This window comes from Pseudonocardia sp. ICBG162 (assembly GCF_020496225.1).
GTDB classification, from domain to species: domain Bacteria; phylum Actinomycetota; class Actinomycetes; order Mycobacteriales; family Pseudonocardiaceae; genus Pseudonocardia; species Pseudonocardia alni.
The window spans coordinates 990,739-1,005,765 of sequence record NZ_JAHLJD010000013.1 but is presented as its reverse complement, the minus strand read 5'-3'; the positions used below and the strand labels follow the sequence as shown (position 1 = coordinate 1,005,765).

13 protein-coding genes are annotated in these 15,027 nt (G+C 72.8%); 7 read left to right on the top strand and 6 right to left on the bottom strand.

Annotated features, from left to right (window positions below; translation table 11 throughout):
• Positions 1–15 precede the first annotated feature (15 nt).
• Positions 16–939 carry a TIGR03621 family F420-dependent LLM class oxidoreductase gene (locus tag KPL60_RS07835; protein ID WP_226365395.1) on the bottom strand — a complete coding sequence of 308 codons (924 nt, stop codon included), beginning with the start codon at positions 937–939 and terminating at the stop codon, positions 16–18.
• A 92-nt stretch (positions 940–1,031) separates the two neighbouring features.
• On the opposite strand from KPL60_RS07835, the gene KPL60_RS07830 reads away from it, so the two are divergent.
• Together KPL60_RS07830 and KPL60_RS07825 are read left to right on the top strand one after the other, a co-directional pair.
• Positions 1,032–2,195 carry a CaiB/BaiF CoA-transferase family protein gene (locus KPL60_RS07830; protein ID WP_226365394.1) on the top strand — a complete coding sequence of 388 codons (1,164 nt, stop codon included), beginning with the start codon at positions 1,032–1,034 and terminating at the stop codon, positions 2,193–2,195.
• 107 nt (positions 2,196–2,302) lie between these two features.
• Positions 2,303–3,445 carry an aromatic ring-hydroxylating dioxygenase subunit alpha gene (locus KPL60_RS07825; RefSeq protein ID WP_226365393.1) on the top strand — a complete coding sequence of 381 codons (1,143 nt, stop codon included), beginning with the start codon at positions 2,303–2,305 and terminating at the stop codon, positions 3,443–3,445.
• A 21-nt stretch (positions 3,446–3,466) separates the two neighbouring features.
• On the opposite strand, the gene KPL60_RS07820 is transcribed toward KPL60_RS07825, so the two are convergent.
• Both KPL60_RS07820 and KPL60_RS07815 read right to left on the bottom strand, forming a co-directional pair.
• The gene (locus KPL60_RS07820; RefSeq protein ID WP_226356776.1) at positions 3,467–4,072 is read right to left on the bottom strand and encodes a TetR/AcrR family transcriptional regulator; all 606 of its coding nucleotides are present in this window, start codon (positions 4,070–4,072) and stop codon (positions 3,467–3,469) included.
• Between the two features lie 39 nt (positions 4,073–4,111).
• Positions 4,112–5,140 carry an LLM class F420-dependent oxidoreductase gene (locus KPL60_RS07815; protein WP_226365392.1) on the bottom strand — a complete coding sequence of 343 codons (1,029 nt, stop codon included), beginning with the start codon at positions 5,138–5,140 and terminating at the stop codon, positions 4,112–4,114.
• Between the two features lie 85 nt (positions 5,141–5,225).
• On the opposite strand from KPL60_RS07815, the gene KPL60_RS07810 reads away from it, so the two are divergent.
• The 3 genes from KPL60_RS07810 (at position 5,226) to KPL60_RS07800 (ending at position 7,764) form a co-directional block, all read left to right on the top strand.
• Positions 5,226–5,987 carry an SDR family NAD(P)-dependent oxidoreductase gene (locus tag KPL60_RS07810; protein ID WP_226365391.1) on the top strand — a complete coding sequence of 254 codons (762 nt, stop codon included), beginning with the start codon at positions 5,226–5,228 and terminating at the stop codon, positions 5,985–5,987.
• Positions 5,988–6,076: 89 nt separating this feature from the next.
• Positions 6,077–6,919: an enoyl-CoA hydratase/isomerase family protein gene (locus KPL60_RS07805; RefSeq protein WP_226365390.1), complete on the top strand. Its 843-nt coding sequence runs from the start codon at positions 6,077–6,079 to the stop codon at positions 6,917–6,919.
• Positions 6,916–7,764 (top strand): glucose 1-dehydrogenase, encoded by an 849-nt coding sequence (locus KPL60_RS07800; RefSeq protein ID WP_226365389.1) that lies wholly within the window; start codon positions 6,916–6,918, stop codon positions 7,762–7,764. The genes KPL60_RS07805 and KPL60_RS07800 overlap by 4 nt, the downstream gene beginning before the upstream one ends.
• A 45-nt stretch (positions 7,765–7,809) precedes the next feature.
• Here KPL60_RS07800 and KPL60_RS07795 read toward each other — a convergent pair whose 3' ends face one another.
• Positions 7,810–9,336 carry a class I adenylate-forming enzyme family protein gene (locus KPL60_RS07795; protein WP_226356781.1) on the bottom strand — a complete coding sequence of 509 codons (1,527 nt, stop codon included), beginning with the start codon at positions 9,334–9,336 and terminating at the stop codon, positions 7,810–7,812.
• 34 nt (positions 9,337–9,370) lie between these two features.
• The gene (locus KPL60_RS07790) at positions 9,371–10,747 is read right to left on the bottom strand and encodes an MFS transporter (RefSeq protein ID WP_226365388.1); all 1,377 of its coding nucleotides are present in this window, start codon (positions 10,745–10,747) and stop codon (positions 9,371–9,373) included.
• Positions 10,748–11,086: 339 nt separating this feature from the next.
• Between KPL60_RS07790 and KPL60_RS07785 the strand changes: the two genes are divergently transcribed.
• On the top strand, positions 11,087–12,547 hold the full coding sequence (locus tag KPL60_RS07785; RefSeq protein WP_226365387.1) for an MFS transporter: 1,461 nt from the start codon (positions 11,087–11,089) through the stop codon (positions 12,545–12,547).
• Between the two features lie 2 nt (positions 12,548–12,549).
• The gene (locus KPL60_RS07780) at positions 12,550–13,698 is read left to right on the top strand and encodes an acetyl-CoA C-acyltransferase (protein ID WP_226365386.1); all 1,149 of its coding nucleotides are present in this window, start codon (positions 12,550–12,552) and stop codon (positions 13,696–13,698) included.
• A 672-nt stretch (positions 13,699–14,370) separates the two neighbouring features.
• On the opposite strand, the gene KPL60_RS07775 is transcribed toward KPL60_RS07780, so the two are convergent.
• A complete protein-coding gene (locus KPL60_RS07775) occupies positions 14,371–14,985 on the bottom strand; it encodes a TetR/AcrR family transcriptional regulator (RefSeq protein ID WP_226356785.1) in 615 nt (204 codons plus the stop codon).
• Positions 14,986–15,027 lie beyond the last annotated feature (42 nt).

The window sequence follows — 15,027 nt, the reverse complement described above, 5'->3', positions numbered from 1 at the left end:
GGCCGGTGCGTGCGGTCAGGTCCCGGCCAGCTCCGCGACGACCGGTGCCATCCGGTCGAGCAGCACCTCGTTGACCGTCAGGTAGCCCACCCCGGTCTCCGCGCGGCGTCGGCGCAGCTCGTCGCAGATCGCGGCGGTGTCGCCCACGAGCACACCGGGGAGCCGGGGCACCTCGGCGGGCGGCACGTCGAAGGTGTCGGCCAGCTTGTCGATGCGGGCCGTGTCCGCCCGGTCGACGACAGCGGTGATCGACATGTGCAGCTCGACCGTGGCCCCGCGGCGGGCTGCGGCCTCGCGGATCCGGGCCGCCTTCGCCGCCACCGGACCGCGACCCGTCGTCCGTGCCGCGGCCCGGCCGATCCGCCCGGAGCGCATGTCCGGCGCGATGCCCACGATGTCGGCGTGCCGGGCCGCGAGATCCAGCACCCGTCGCCCGCCGCCGCCCACGAGCAGCGCCGGTGGGTGCGCGGTGGCGCAGCCCTCGGGCATCGCGTCCAGTGAGTAGTGCGTCCCGGTGAACGACGTCCGGCCCGCCCAGCACCCGCGGATCAGCTCCAGGGCCTCGCCGAGGCGGTCCACCCGCTCGGCCGGCTCCCGGAAGGGGTGGCCGAGCATCGTGTGGTCGGCGGCCATCCAGCCCGCGCCGATGCCCAGCTCGAAGCGGCCGCCGGTCTCGGCGGCGAGCCACGCCGCGTCCCGCGCGACGACGGCCGGGTGACCGGTCTCGTTGTCCAGCACCAGGGTGCCCACGGTGAGGTGCGTCGTGGCGGCCGCCGCCATCGCGAGGGAGGGCAGCGGCGGGACGGAGGGGACGCTGAAGTGCTGCGGCACCTGCAGCACGGAGAAGCCCGCGTCCTCGACCCGTCGGGCCAGCGTCGTCCAGCCCCCGGGGCTGCTGGTGGCACCGGTGCTGAGGACGCCGAAGCGGAAGATCGACACGCTCTCATCCTACGGCCATAAGGTTTCCCGCGGCCTGAGATGTTTGACGAATCTTGTCTCATGTGTCACCGTCGAACGGTGAGGGGAGAACGATGAGCGGGTACTCGTTGCTGGAGGGCGTGCGGATCGTCGAGGTCGCGCAGCTGGCCCCGTCCTCGGTCGGCGGCCACCTCGCCGACCTCGGTGCGGACGTCATCAAGATCGAGACGCCGGGCCGCGGTGAGGGGGTCCGCCACGCCGGGGCGCGTGCCGTCGGCGGCCCGGACGGCACCGGATTCATGCATCTGCGGTGGAACCGGGGGAAGCGCAGCGTCGAGCTCGACCTGCGCACCGAGGAGGGTGCCGCCACCTTCCTGCGGCTCGCCGCCACCGCCGACGCGGTGGTCGAGGGCACCCGGCACGGATACCTCGACCGTCTCGGGCTCGGCTGGGAGCGACTGCGTGCGCAGCGTCCGTCGACGGTGCTGTGCGAGGTCTCGGGCACCGGGGCCGACGGTCCGTACCGTGACCTCGCGACCGGAGGGATGTGGTTCGACGCCTACGCCGGGCTGCGCACGGTCGACACCCGGCGGCCCTCGCCGCCCGGGGTGATGGGCGGGTCGGGCGAGACCCCGCAGGCGATGTACGCCGTCGGTGCCTACGGCGCGATGGCGGTGCTGGCCGCGGTCCTGCGCGCCCGGTCGACCGGGGACGGCACCCGCGTGCAGGTCAGCAGCGCCGACGTCGCGATCGCCTGGATGCCCGACAGGATCGACGCCGCGCTGAACGCCGACCGCACCCATGCACGGCCCGGCTGGACCCCCGACGGGCGGCTGCCGGACTGGCCGCTGCTCGACGCGTACGCCACCGCGGACGGCGGCGCGATCGTCTTCGGCTCGCACACGCCGAAGTTCTGGCAGGCGTTCTGCGGCGCGGTCGGGCGGCCCGACCTGCTGGAGGTCGACCTCACGTCGGTGGACGAGGGCTCGGAGGACCGTGCCCGGCACGTGTGGCGTGAGCTCGATGCGCTGTTCCGGACCCGTACCCGGGCCGAGTGGACCGAGCTGTTCCTCGCGCACGACATCGCGGGGGGCCCGGTCAACACCGTGGCCGAGCTCCTCGAGGACCCGCACTTCACCGCCCGCGCCACCACCTACGAGCAGGACGGGCACCGCTTCGCCGCCAGCCCCGTCCGGGTCGTCGGCCAGGAGTTCGCGCCGGGACGGGCACCGGACCTGGGTGCCCACACCGAGGAGGTGCTGTCGGAGCTGCGGTGAGCGACCGCTCCGCTCCGCACGATCCTGCGCGCATGCCCCGCGCGCCCCGTACCAGGCGCCGCCCGACCCGGGTGACGCCGGCCACCACCACTCCGGGGGACCGAACCATGACCCTGTTGAACAACGACGTCGCCCACACCCTGGCCGAGCACCTCCGTTCCGGGACCACGGAGATGTCCCCGACCGACCTGCGGGTCCCGATCTCGCACTTCGTCAGCGAGGACCGGGCGGCTCGGGAGCGGGCGCTGCTCCAGCGGCTCCCGGTGATCATCGGACACGGCTCGGAGATCGCGGCCCCGGGCAGCTTCATGACCCGTGAGGTGCTCGGCATCCCGCTCATCACCGTCCGCCGGTCCGACGGCTCGGTCGCGTCCTACCTGAACATCTGCCGGCACCGCGGCGGCCGGGTGGAGGACCAGCCGTGCGGGTCGAAGCGCATCTTCACCTGCCACTACCACGGCTGGAGCTACTCCCGCGAGGACGGCGGGTTGCGCGGCGTCCCCTACGACGACTTCTACACCCACGTCGACAAGGACCGGCACTCCCTGCACCGGGTCCGCACCGAGGAGCGGCACGGGTTCCTGTTCGCCGTGCTGTCCGGCGACCAGGACTGGAACCTCGACGAGTGGGTGGGACCCGAGGTCGACGCCCAGCTCGAGCCGTTCGGCCTGGGCGGCGCGGAGATCTTCCTCGACAGGTCGTTCACCCTGGACATCAACTGGAAGCTCGTGCTCGACGGCGCGATCGACGTGCTCCACCCCAAGTTCCTGCACCCGAACGGCGTGGGCAAGCTGATCGAGACCAACACCAGCGTCTGGCGCCAGTACGGCCGGCACGGGCAGTCCTTCAGCCCCCGGACCCGGATGGGCGACCTCGCGCGTGCCGGCGAGGACGTCGACGCCGACTTCCGGCTGATGGGCTCCAACCTGTTCCTCTACCCGAACTCGATGGTGATCTCCACGCCCGACCACGTCGAGTTCTGGACGGTCTGGCCGGACGCCGACCCGAACCGGTCGACGACGCAGATCCGGTTCCTGGTGCGCCCGGAGAAGCGGACCGAGAAGATCGAGAAGCGGGTGCTGCGCAGCTGGGAGATCCTGGAGCAGGCAGCGGTCGAGGAGGACTGGCCCATGGAGCTGTCGATCCAGCGCAACGCCGGGGCGTGGCCGCACGGCACCTACCTCTACGGCCGCAACGAGCAGTCCTGCCAGCACCTGCACCGTCAGCTCGCCGCCGACCTGGGGGAGTGACCGCACCGGTGCCGGCCGGGATCACCCGGCCGGCACCAGCGCCGGCACGACGAAGTCGGCCACCAGCCTGCGGATCCGGTCGAAGTCGTCCGGTGTGTCCCTCAGCTGGATGATGAACATGATCTCGAGCCGGGAGATCCACTCGCAGAGCCCGACGAGGTCGACGTCCTCGCGGATCTCCCCGGCCTCCCGGGCGGCGGTCAGGATCGGCTCCCAGAACATGCGGGTCAGCTCGGTCGCCAGTCCGGTCGAGCTGAGCAGCGTGTTCGCCAGGGCCATCTGCTCGGGTGAGACCAGCGCGTGCATGAGCGGGTCCCGATGGCCCACCCGGACGTTGAGGGTGATCCCCTCGACCACGCGCTCGGTGAGCGTGTCCATCGCCATGATCCGCGACCGGCTGCGCGCGATGTTCATCTCCGCGCGGCGCCGGACGAGCGCGGTCAGCAGGCTCTCCCGGTCGGAGAACGTCCGGTAGAGGGTCGCGCGCGAGATCTCCGCCGCCGACGCGACGTCCTCCATCGTCGTCTTGCCGATGCCGTAGTGGGCGAAGCAGGCGTCGGCGGCGTCGAGGATCCGTTCGACCGCCGCGGAGGGCCGGGCGGTCACCGGAGGTGGGCGGTCGGGCACCGGCTCAGCATACGGAGCACCGGCCCGCGGTCCCGACGCTCACCCGCCGACCACCTCGGCGATCCGGGCCAGTCCGCGGGGTCCGGCCCGGACGATCAGGGTGTCGATGACGGTCTCCTCCCACCGGCACAGCTCCTCGCGCACCTTGGCCGGCGGCCCGATCAGAGCGGTGTCCTCGACCATCGCGGTCGGGACGGCGGCGGCCGCCTCCTCACGCCGCCCCTGGAGGAAGAGGTCCTGGATCCGTTCGCAGGCGGCCTCGTGGCCCAGCCGGGCGAACACGTCGCGGTGGAAGTTCGTGTCGCGCGCGCCCATGCCGCCCACGTACAGCGCGAGCATGGGCCGGATCCGGTCGGCGGCCCGCTCCACGTCGTCGTCGACGACCACCGGCACGGTCGCCGCCACGCGGAAGTCCGCGGGCGTCCGCCGGGCCCCCGGCCGGGCGAATCCCTCGGCGAGCGCGTCGCGGTAGAAGTCGTCGAGCCGGGGGGAGAAGAACAGCGGGAGCCAGCCGTCGGCGATCTCGGCGGCCAGCGCGACGTTGCGCGGTCCCTCGGCCGCGAGGTGGATGGGCAGGTCGGGGCGCAGCGGGTGCACGGTGGAGCGCAGCGGCGTCCCGAGCCCGGTCCCGCCCGGGTGGGGCAGGGGGTAGTGCTCGCCGTGGTTCGTCACGCGCTCCTCGCGGGCGAGCACGCGGCGGACGATCCCGACGTACTCCCGCGTCCGCGCGAGCGGACGCGGGTACGGCTGCCCGTACCAGCCCTCGACGACCTGCGGGCCGGACACGCCCAGGCCGAGGACGAACCTGCCGCCGGAGAGATGGTCGAGGGTCATCGCCGCCATCGCGGTGGCGGTCGGCGTGCGTGCCGACATCTGCAGCACGTTGGTCCCCAGGGTGATCCGCCCGGTCGACGCGCCCCACCACGCCAGCGGCGTCAGGCAGTCGGATCCGTAGGTCTCCGCGGTCCAGGCCGAGTCGAAGCCGAGGTCCTCGGCCCGGCGCAGGGACTCCTGCGCGTCGCGGGGCGGACCGGCTCCCCAGTAGCCGAGGTGCAGACCGAGACGCAACGGGACCTCCGGATGCTGTTGAAACAATAGACGACATTCGTATCACGTGTCACGATGCGGAGGAAACCGACGAGAGGATCTCCACGTGCCGTCGCCCCCTGACACGCCCACGCGGGTCGCGTTGCTGACCGGAGGAGCCCGCGGGATCGGCGCCGCCATCGCGCGTCGGCTCGCCGCGGACGGCCATGCCGTCGCCGTCAACTACGCCACGAGCGCCGCCGCCGCGGAGGAGCTGGTGGCGGAGATCGGGAGATCCGGGGGGACGGCCTGCTGCTGGCGCGCCGACATCTCCGACCCCGATGCCGTGACCGGGCTGGTCGAGGCGGTGACCGCGGCATGGGGCGCACCGTCGGTGCTGGTCAACAACGCCGGGCTCAACATCACCGCGTCCGCCCGCAGACTCGACCCCGCGGACTGGGACCGGGTGATCGGAGCGAACCTCAGCGGGGCGTTCTACTGCACGCACGCCGTGCTCCCCGCGATGTACGCCGCGGGGCGGGGGCGGGTGGTGTTCGTGGGCAGTGCGGCCGCGGGCCGCACGGTGCTGCCCGGCACCGGCGCCTACGCCGCCGCCAAGGCCGGGGTCGGCGCGCTGGTCGAGGTGCTGGCGAAGGAGACGGCCCGCCGGGGGATCACCGTGAACTCCGTGATCCCCGGTTTCGTCGACACCGACATGACCCGCGGTGAGGGCGACGAGGCGATGGCGGTCATGCGGGCGCAGTGGCCGGAGGTCCCGGCCGACGCGATCGCCGACGCGGTGTCCTACCTCGTGTCCGACCGCGCGGCACACGTCTCGGGGGAGCAGCTCGGCGTCTGGCTGGGCGGACCCTCCGGGCAGCTCCGGTGAGCCGCCCCGTCCCACCGCCCGCGCCCGGCGAGCACCTGCCGGCGCGCCCTCCACCCATGCCGGAGCATGACACCCGAGGAGCCGACACGATGACCACCGACCGGACCGCACCGGGGGAGGCCGCCCCCGCCGTCCTCACCGACCGCCCCGAACCGGGCATCCTGCGGATCACCCTGAACCGTCCCGGATCCCTCAACGCCATGAACACCGACCTGATCGAGGCCCTGCACGAACAGCTGCGTGCGGTCCAGGAGGACTCCGAGGTGCGTGCGGTCGTGCTCACCGGGGTCGGGCGGGCGTTCTGTGCGGGCATCGACCTGGGCGGGTACGGCGTCCCGCTGCAGAGCCCGGCCGAGGAGGAGGGGCGCTCGCAGGCCGGGATGCGCGTCCAGCAGCACATCTCCAGCCTCGGCGAGGCGTTCCGCCGTGTCCGGGCACCGATCATCGGGGCGGTCAACGGTGCGGCGGTCGGCGGGGGCATGGCCCTCGCGGTGTTCTGCGACATACGGCTGATGGCCCGTTCGGCGATCCTGGAGGCCTCGTTCATCCGGCGCGGGCTCGGCGGGACCGACATCGGCCTGAGCTGGCTGCTGCCCCGCATGATCGGGTTCGCGCGGGCGACCGACATCATCCTCACCGGCCGCAGGGTCGATGCCGAGGAGGCGGAACGGATCGGCCTGGTCTCCGCGGTCGTCGACGACGAGGTCCTGCAGGAGGCCGCGCTGGAGCGGGCCCGCCTCATCGCCGGGCACAGCCCGTTCGGTGTGTGGATGAGCAAGGAGGTGCTGTGGGCGAACCAGGAGATCGGGAGCTTCCAGGCCGCGGTCGAGCTCGAGAACCGCTCGCAGATCCTGACCGCGCTCACCAGGGACCACCGCGAAGCGGTGACGGCCTTCCTGGAGAAGCGCCCGGCCGTGTTCCGGAACCGATGACCGGCCCCGCACTGGCCGGCCGGGGCGCCCTGGTGACCGGCGCGGCCAGCGGTATCGGCGCCGCCGTCGCCACGCGTTTCGTCGCCGAGGGGGCCTCGGTACTGCTCTGCGACGTCGACGAGGAGCGGGGCACGGCGCTGGCCGCGGAGCTGGGGACCGCCGCGCGGTTCCGGAGGGTCGACGTGACCGACGAGGACGACGTGGCGGGCGCCGTCGCCGAGGCCGTGGAGCGCCACGGCCGGCTCGACTGCATGGTGAACAACGCCGGCGCGGTCGGGCGGTGGCGCTTCGTCGACGACGTGCCGGCCGCGGAGTGGGACGCCGCGTTCGCGCTGCTCTGCCGCTCGGTCCTGTTCGGGATCAAGCACGCGGTCGCGCCGATGCGGGCGGCCGGAGGTGGCAGCATCATCGCCACCGGAAGCGTCGCGGGACTGCGCACCGGCTACGGGCCGCACGCCTACGGTGCGGCGAAGGCGGCCGTGGTCCAGCTGGTCCGGAGTGCGGCGGTGGAGCTCGCCGCGGACCGGATCCGGGTGAACACGCTCGTGCCGGGCGGCGTGGCCACCCGGATCGTGGGGCACGGCGCCGGCCTGACGGGTGACGCGCTGGACCGTTCGGTGGACCTGGTCCGGGCCGACCTGCGCTCGTTGCAGCCGATGCCCCGGGCCGGTGAGCCGGACGACCTCGCCGCCGCCGCGGTGTTCCTGGCCTCGGACGCCTCGGGCTTCGTCACGGGGCAGGAGCTGGTCGTGGACGGGGGCGCCTCGGTCGGCCGGCAGTGGCCCGCGGACGCGGTGCGGATGGCGGAGCGGGCGCGGCAACGCGACCGCGAGCGCGGCCGGTGACGGTGCGGTCCCGGACCGGGGTCCGGTCCGGGACCGCACCTGCCGTCAGGCTCTGGCCTCGTCCTTCAGCGCCACCGCCTCGGGCGGCACCTCGGTGAACCGCTCCCGCAGCGCGGCCTTGGTCAGCTTGCCGGAGAAGGTCCGCGGCAGCGGCTCGGGCGAGGCGAGAGCATGCCGGGGCTGCTTGAACCGGGCGAGTCGCGTGCGGGCCGTGGCGGCGAGCTCGGCGACCACGGCGTCCGGGTCGCGCTCGGAGTGGAACACGACCATCGCCACCTCGCCCCAGGTCTCGTCCGGCACGCCGATCACGGCGAGGTCGCTCACTCCCGGTACCGCCGCCAGCACCTTCTCGATCTCGGCCGGGTAGACGTTGATCCCGCCCGAGATCACCAGGTCCTTGCTGCGGTCGACGATGTACAGGAAGCCCTCGTCGTCCATCCGGCCCAGGTCGCCGGTGCGCAGCCATCCGTCGACGACGGTCTGTGCCGTGGCCTCCGGCCTGCGCCAGTACTCGCGCATCACGTGCGGACCGCGCACGAGCACCTCGCCGACGTCGCCGACGGCGGCGTCGACCCGGATCGAGGTGCCGACCAGGGCCCGTCCGCAGGACTCCGGGCGCTGCAGGGCGTCGTGCCAGGCCAGGCTGGTGACGAGCCCGGAGGCCTCGGTCAGGCCGTACACCTGGTTGAGCGGCACACCCCGCTCCCGGTAGACGCGCAGGGTCTCGGTCGCGACCGGGGCGCCACCCGCGGCGGCGTAGGTGAACGCGGCGAGGTCGGCGTCGGCGAAGCCGGGGTGTGCGGCCATCCGCTGCCAGATGACCGGGACGAACGTCGCCGCGGTGACCCGTTCGCGCACCATGATGTCGATGCTGCGCTCCGGATCGAAGTCGGCGAGCAGGACCATGGTCGCGCCCGGGTAGATCACGAGCTGGACGAACACCGAGACGACCGACCCGGTGTAGACCAGGGGAGCGGGGACCAGGACGCGGTCCCGCCACGACAACGAGTGCGCGATCATCTGCGACTGCGCCGGTGCGAGCACACTGCGGTGGGTCAGCAGCGCACCCTTCTGCACGCCCGTGGTGCCGGAGGTGTAGCAGATGAAGGCGCCGTCGTCGTCGGCGATGTCGGCGGTGGGGGCCGGGCCGGGCGTGCCCTGGAGGGTGTCGAAGCCCGGGACGTCGGTCGAGCCGAGCGACACGACCTGGTGGCGCCCGGCCTCCGCGCTCCCGGCGACCAGGTGCAACAGCCTGTCCTCGGTCACGACCAGCACGCAGTCGGCGTCGGCCAGCAGCTCGTCGATCTCCCCGGCCAGCAGCCGGAAGTTCAGCGGCACGCAGACCGCGCCGAGCTTGAGGACCGCGATCATGGTGCGGGCCAGCTCCGGGCGGTTGTGCATCAGCACGGCGACGCGGTCGCCGTGCCCGACCCCGCGGGCCGCGAGACCGCGGGCGAGGTCGTCGGTCGCGGCGTCGAACGCGCTCCAGGACTCGGCGGTGCCCTCGAAGGCGATCGCGTCGTGGTCGGGACGGGTGCGCGCCCAGAATCGGACGAGTTCGGGAACGTTCATCGGCTGCTCCGGTGGTGGGTCGGTCGGGAACGGGTCAGGAGGACGTCGCGGCGGTGGACCCGGCCGCGGCGGGGGCCGTCGCCCGGCGGGCGCGGTGCACGCGGACGACGAGCAGGGCGAGCGAGACGGCCCCGATCGCCGCCGGGACGGCGATCAGCTGGAAGATCACGCCGCCGGCGACGCCCGCGGCCATCAGCGCCCCGCCGGCGAGCGGGGCGATCAGCGACCCGATCCGCCCGGCGCCGAAGGACCAGCCGACACCGGTCGCCCGGATGTCGAGCGGGTAGATCTCGGCGGTGATGGTCGACAGGGCCTGGTTGACGCCCACGGCGAAGAAGCCGATGAGGCAGATCAGGACGGTCAGCAGCACCGGCTGGTCGAACACCGCCGGTACGGCGAGGATGACCACGACCGCGACCGGCAGGCCGACGGTGAGCGAGGCGTAGTCGCGGCGGCGGTCGATGATCACGCCCTGGGTCAGGCCGCCGACGGTGTTGGCCAGCAGGCACAGCGACATGGCCAGGATGGCCACGCCGGGGTCGACGCCCACCTGGCCGAGCAGGGTGGGCAGCCAGCTGTAGAGGAAGTAGACGATCACGTAGGTCGCGAACCAGGTGATCCACAGCAGCGTCGTCGCCGGCGCGCGACCCCCGGTGAACAGGGCGCGGACCGGGATCCGGGTGGTGCGGGCGGGGGCCGGACCGGCCGCGGGGTCGTCGAGCCGCACCGTGGCGGCCTCGGGGGAGATGCGGTCGAGCAGTGCACGGGCGCGGTCGTGCCTGCCCCGCCGCACGAGCATGCCCAGGGAGTCGGGCAGCAGTCGCCAGCACACCAGCACGAGTACGACGGGGAGGACGGCACCGATCAGGAAGACCGACCGCCAGCCCAGTGTCGGGACCGCCGCACCGGCCACGATGCCGCAGAGGAAGCCGCCGATCGTGATGCCGCACAGGACGACGAGCACCGCCTTCCCGCGTGCCCTGGCCGGCATGTACTCGGCCGACAGCGCCACGAGGTTCGGCACCACCGCGCCGAGCCCGATGCCCGCGACGATCCGTACCGCGGCCAGTTCGCCGACCGTGGAGACCAGGGGGATGACGGCGGTCGCGGAGCCGTAGAGAAGGGTCGAGCCCAGGAGCACGGTGCGCCGGCCGATCCGGTCGGCGAGCGGTGCGATCACGGTGGTGCCCACGACCATGCCGATGAGGCCGATCGTGATCGCCGGTCCGAACGTCGACGCCGGCACCGCCCACTCCGCTGCCATGGCCGGCAGCAGGTAGCCGATCGCGAGTGCGTCGAACCCGTCGGCCAGGCCGAGCAGGAAACACAACAGGACGGTCCGTTTCTGGAACCAGGAAACGGGACTCCGGTCGATGACCTCACGCATCGACTGTCCGGGCTGCTGCGGCATTGCATCCTCCGCTCCGACGAGCGCTCCGGCGGCCGCAACGGTGCGACCCGGCCGGCGCTCGCCTGTCCAGAGTGACACGTGAGACGAAAGACGTCTACAGTCTCATGACGCTGCCCGGCCGACGGTTCGTCGGGCGTGCGAGGTTGGTCCGGATCGCCCTTGACGGCGTTTTATCTACGACCATAAGGTGAGTCGGGCGGTCCGGTACACGGCGAGTTCGTGCCTCCGGCGGCTGCTCCCGGCCGGGCGCCGCGACGGCTCAGCGCGTGTGCCCGGCGGTCCCTCGGCGATTCCGCGCCCCTTCCCGGTCGGTCGTACCGACGTACACGGAGGACAACGATGTCCAGATCCACCACACGGAGCGCCGGTTTCCGGACGGTCGTGTTCACCTGTCTCGCGGTGACGGTCCTCGACGGCGTCGACCTGCTCATGTTCGGCGCCGTCCTGCCGGTCCTGCTCGGCGAGCAGGTGTGGGGCATGACGACGGTCGAGGCCGGCTTCGTGGGCAGCCTGTCCCTGTTCGGGATGATGATCGGCGCGATGCTGGCCGGCTACCTGACCGACATCGTCGGGCGGCGGCCGATCGTGCTCGCCTGCGTCGCCAGCTTCAGTGTCTTCACCGGTCTGTGCGCCATCGCCCCCAGCCTGGAGATCTTCGGCCTGTTGCGCTTCCTGGCCGGTCTCGGCTTCGGTGGTGCGCTCCCGACGGTCATCGCCCTCACCATGGAGTACGTGCGGATCGACCGCCGCCAGTTCTACAACGGCGTGGTCCAGACCGGATTCCCGATCGGCGGCGCGCTGGTGTCGGTGGTGGCGATCGTGGTCATCCCGTTGTTCGGCTGGCAGTCCCTCTTCGGCGCCGCGGGCCTGATCGGGCTCGTGCTGTTCGCGGTCGCCTACCGCAACCTGCCGGAGTCGCTCGCCTTCCTCGTCGCCCGCGGCCGGCACGACGAGGCGGCCGAGCTGGCCCGCCGGTTCGACATCGGCACCGGCGCGGAGTCCGGCCTGGCCGTGGCCGGTGGCGACGCCCCGGCCGCTCGTCGTTCGGCGCTGCAGCTGCTCGCCGCGCCCAGGTTCCGCGTCGCCTCGCTGCTGTTCCCGCTGATCAGCTTCTTCGGTCTGCTGGTCGCCTACGGGATGAACACCTGGATCCCCCAGATCCTGCGCAGCACCGGCTACGACCTCGGATCCGCGTTGTCGTTCATGCTCGCGTTCAACCTCGGCAGCGCGGCGGGGATGGTCGTGCTGACCGGTCTCGCGGACCGTTTCGGGTCCCGCCGGGTCATCGCCTCCGGTTTCCTGGCCGGGGCGGCCGCCGTCGCGTCGCTCACCCTCGCACCGGTCCAGGCGGTCGTGTTCGCCATCGTGCTGGTCATCGGGTTCTGCTCGTCGTCGCAGTCGGCGGTGTACGGCTTCGCCGGCGTCTACTACCCCCCCGGCCGCCCGGGGCACCGCGCTCGGCCTGTGCGCCGGCCTCGGCCGGCTGGGTGGTGTGGTGGGCCCGATCATGGTCGGGATCGTGATCGTCACCCCGGCGGGGGCGGGCGGGGTGTTCTGGGCCTTCACGGTCGTCGGCCTCGCCGCCGCGTTGCTCGTGGCGGTGGTGCCGCGCAGCGGTCTCACCGACCGCCGGCGTCCCCCCGGCGTCGACGGGGACCGCGGAGCAGGTCGCGGCGTGACGAGCCCGGGCCGGGCTGCACCACGCAACACATGACGGACGACGTCATTGATCATCCGGTGGTTCCGGCGGCATCGCTCGTGGTGCGCCCGGAACCGCCTGACATCGAGCTCTGGAGGTAGTCGTGCGGGATGCGGTCATCGTCGAGGCGGTGCGGTCGCCGGTCGGGAGGCGCAAGGGGGGACTGGCCGGGGTGCACCCGACCGACCTGTCGGCCCACGTGCTGCGCAGCCTGGTGGAGCGGTCCGGTGTGGACCCGGCCCACATCGACGACGTCATCTGGGGCTGCGTGTCCCAGGCCGGGGAACAGACCCTCGACATCGCCCGCACCGCGGCACTGGCCGCGGGCTTCCCGGAGTCGGTCACCGGTGTGACCGTGGACCGGCAGTGCGGGTCGAGTCAGCAGTCGGTGCACTTCGCCGCGGCCGGGTTGATCGCGGGCCAGTACGACGTCGCCGTCGCCGGTGGTGTCGAGTCGATGACCCGTGTCCCGATGTTCTCCTCCAGCCAGGGGCAGGACCCGCTGGGCTCGGACTTCGCCGCGCGTTACGGGGTGGCCCCCAACCAGGGCGTGGGCGCGGAGATGATCGCCGAGAAGTGGGGCTTCTCCCGTACCCGGCTCGACGAGTTCGCGCTGCTGTCGCACGAGCGTGCCGCGCAGGCGCAGGACGACGGCCGCTTCGAGGGCCAGATCGCACCCATCGCGGGCGTTTCGGCCGATGAGGGCATCCGCCGGGGCGGCACCCTGGAGGGCCTGGCCCAGCTCAAGACGGTGTTCAAGGACGCCGACCAGGGTGGGGTGATCCACGCGGGGAACTCCTCGCAGATCTCCGACGGCTCGGCCGCGTTGCTGATGACCACCAGTGAGAAGGCCACGGAGCTGGGTTTGACCCCGATCGCGCGGGTGCACAGCGCGGTGCTGGCCGGTGCCGACCCGGTCATCATGCTGACCGCGCCGATCCCCGCGACGCAGAAGGCACTCACGCGGTCGGGTCTGTCGCTGGAGGAGATCGGTGCGTTCGAGGTCAACGAGGCCTTCGCCCCGGTGCCCCTGGCCTGGCTGGCCGACATCGCGGGTGAGGACGCCTCGGTCGCCGAGCGGCTCAACCCCAACGGCGGCGCGATCGCACTCGGTCACCCGCTGGGTGGTTCCGGTGCGCGGATCATGACGACCCTGATCCACCACATGCGCGACAACGGCATCCGTTACGGCCTGCAGACCATGTGCGAGGGCGGCGGCCAGGCCAACGCCACCATCCTCGAGCTCCTCTGACACCCGCACGACCCGGAGGGCAGCCACAGATGGACGTCGACGGATCGGCCGCCGTCGTCACCGGCGGTGCGTCGGGCCCCGGCGTCGGCGGGGTCGGGGAGCGGTCGGACGGCATGCACTCGTCCCGTGAGGCCCCCGGCGGGCCGGGGGAGTGCGCCGTCGACACGGGTCGACCGACGAGGCCGGGCTCCACGGTCGCGGGCGCTGCTCGGCCCACGGTCCACGCAGGTGCCGGCGACCACGCCCCGCCGCCCCACCACGGCCGTCGGTGCCGCCGGGGCGGCGCCGGCGTCGTGACCGTGGGCGTCGCATGATCGCCCACGGTCGACGCGGCAGGTGGTACGGGTTCACTGCGGACGAGGCGGCGGACGCCCGGTCGACCGACCGGATCCGTGTGGACGCGCCCGTGGTGGCGACGTACGACGACCGTCACGTGGACGGCCGTGGGACGCCCTTCGACTGCTTCAACAGTGGCGCGGGGTGTGGACGAGGCGCCGCGGTCGGCCGATCCTCGACCGAGGCAGGTCTCGGCCGGTCGATCCTGTCGCGTCCTCCGTCAGAAGCGTGAGCTGACGGTCGCCGACCTGGCGGATGCGTCGGGCTCACTCGGCAGGTTGCTGGACCTCGGTCTCCGGTCGACACGATGCCTCCTCGGGTGGGGTCGGCATGCGGCTACTGCTCGGTTCCGCCACACCGGCCAGGAACCGCTGCCAGCGCCTGCTGCACGGGAACGAGGGCGACGGCGACGACGGCACGCAGGTCGGTGGCGGCCGCACCGCCCCGGCTCAGGACGGCGAGCGACTGGTTGACCGCCGCGAGGTGCAGGGCGAGGTCGTCGCGCCGGGCGGACGCGACCGGGGCGCTGTCGAGGGCCCTCCGGAGCCGCCCGCGCTGGTGGCCGACGAGCGCGGACGCGCGCGCGGCGACCGCGACGGGCAGCGACGGTGCGGTCATCACGGTCTGTGCCACCAGGCAGCCGTCGGGACGTGACGGATCGGCGATGCGGTCCAGGGTGACGTCGAAGAAGGCGGCCACCGCCTCGGACGGATCCTCCGCAGCGTTCGCGAGTGCCGCGTCGTAGAGCTCGCCGTAGCGTCGCGCGTACCGCTCGAGGCACGCCAGGAACAGCGCCTCCTTGTCCCCGAACGTGGCGTAGAGCGAGCTGCGGCCCAGTCCCGTCGCCGCCGTCAGGTCATCGACGGTGGTGGCGGTGTACCCGCGCTCCCAGAAGACCGTCATCGCCTGATCGAGTGCCGCGTCGACGTCGAACTGCTTGCGTCCTGCCATCCGCCGTGCGCCTCCTGTCGCGTCGTCCCGGGCACAATCTTG

What these genes read in the sequence shown, in the direction of transcription:
- KPL60_RS07830 (WP_226365394.1), top strand. Translation starts at nt 1,032, where the DNA reads ATGAGCGGGTACTCGTTGCTGGAGGGCGTGCGGATCGTCGAGGTCGCG.
- KPL60_RS07825 (WP_226365393.1), top strand. Translation starts at nt 2,303, where the DNA reads ATGACCCTGTTGAACAACGACGTCGCCCACACCCTGGCCGAGCACCTC.
- KPL60_RS07805 (WP_226365390.1), top strand. Translation starts at nt 6,077, where the DNA reads ATGACCACCGACCGGACCGCACCGGGGGAGGCCGCCCCCGCCGTCCTC.
- KPL60_RS07800 (WP_226365389.1), top strand. Translation starts at nt 6,916, where the DNA reads ATGACCGGCCCCGCACTGGCCGGCCGGGGCGCCCTGGTGACCGGCGCG.
- KPL60_RS07795 (WP_226356781.1), bottom strand. Translation starts at nt 9,336, where the DNA reads ATGAACGTTCCCGAACTCGTCCGATTCTGGGCGCGCACCCGTCCCGAC.
- KPL60_RS07790 (WP_226365388.1), bottom strand. Translation starts at nt 10,747, where the DNA reads ATGCCGCAGCAGCCCGGACAGTCGATGCGTGAGGTCATCGACCGGAGT.
- KPL60_RS07785 (WP_226365387.1), top strand. Translation starts at nt 11,087, where the DNA reads ATGTCCAGATCCACCACACGGAGCGCCGGTTTCCGGACGGTCGTGTTC.
- KPL60_RS07775 (WP_226356785.1), bottom strand. Translation starts at nt 14,985, where the DNA reads ATGGCAGGACGCAAGCAGTTCGACGTCGACGCGGCACTCGATCAGGCG.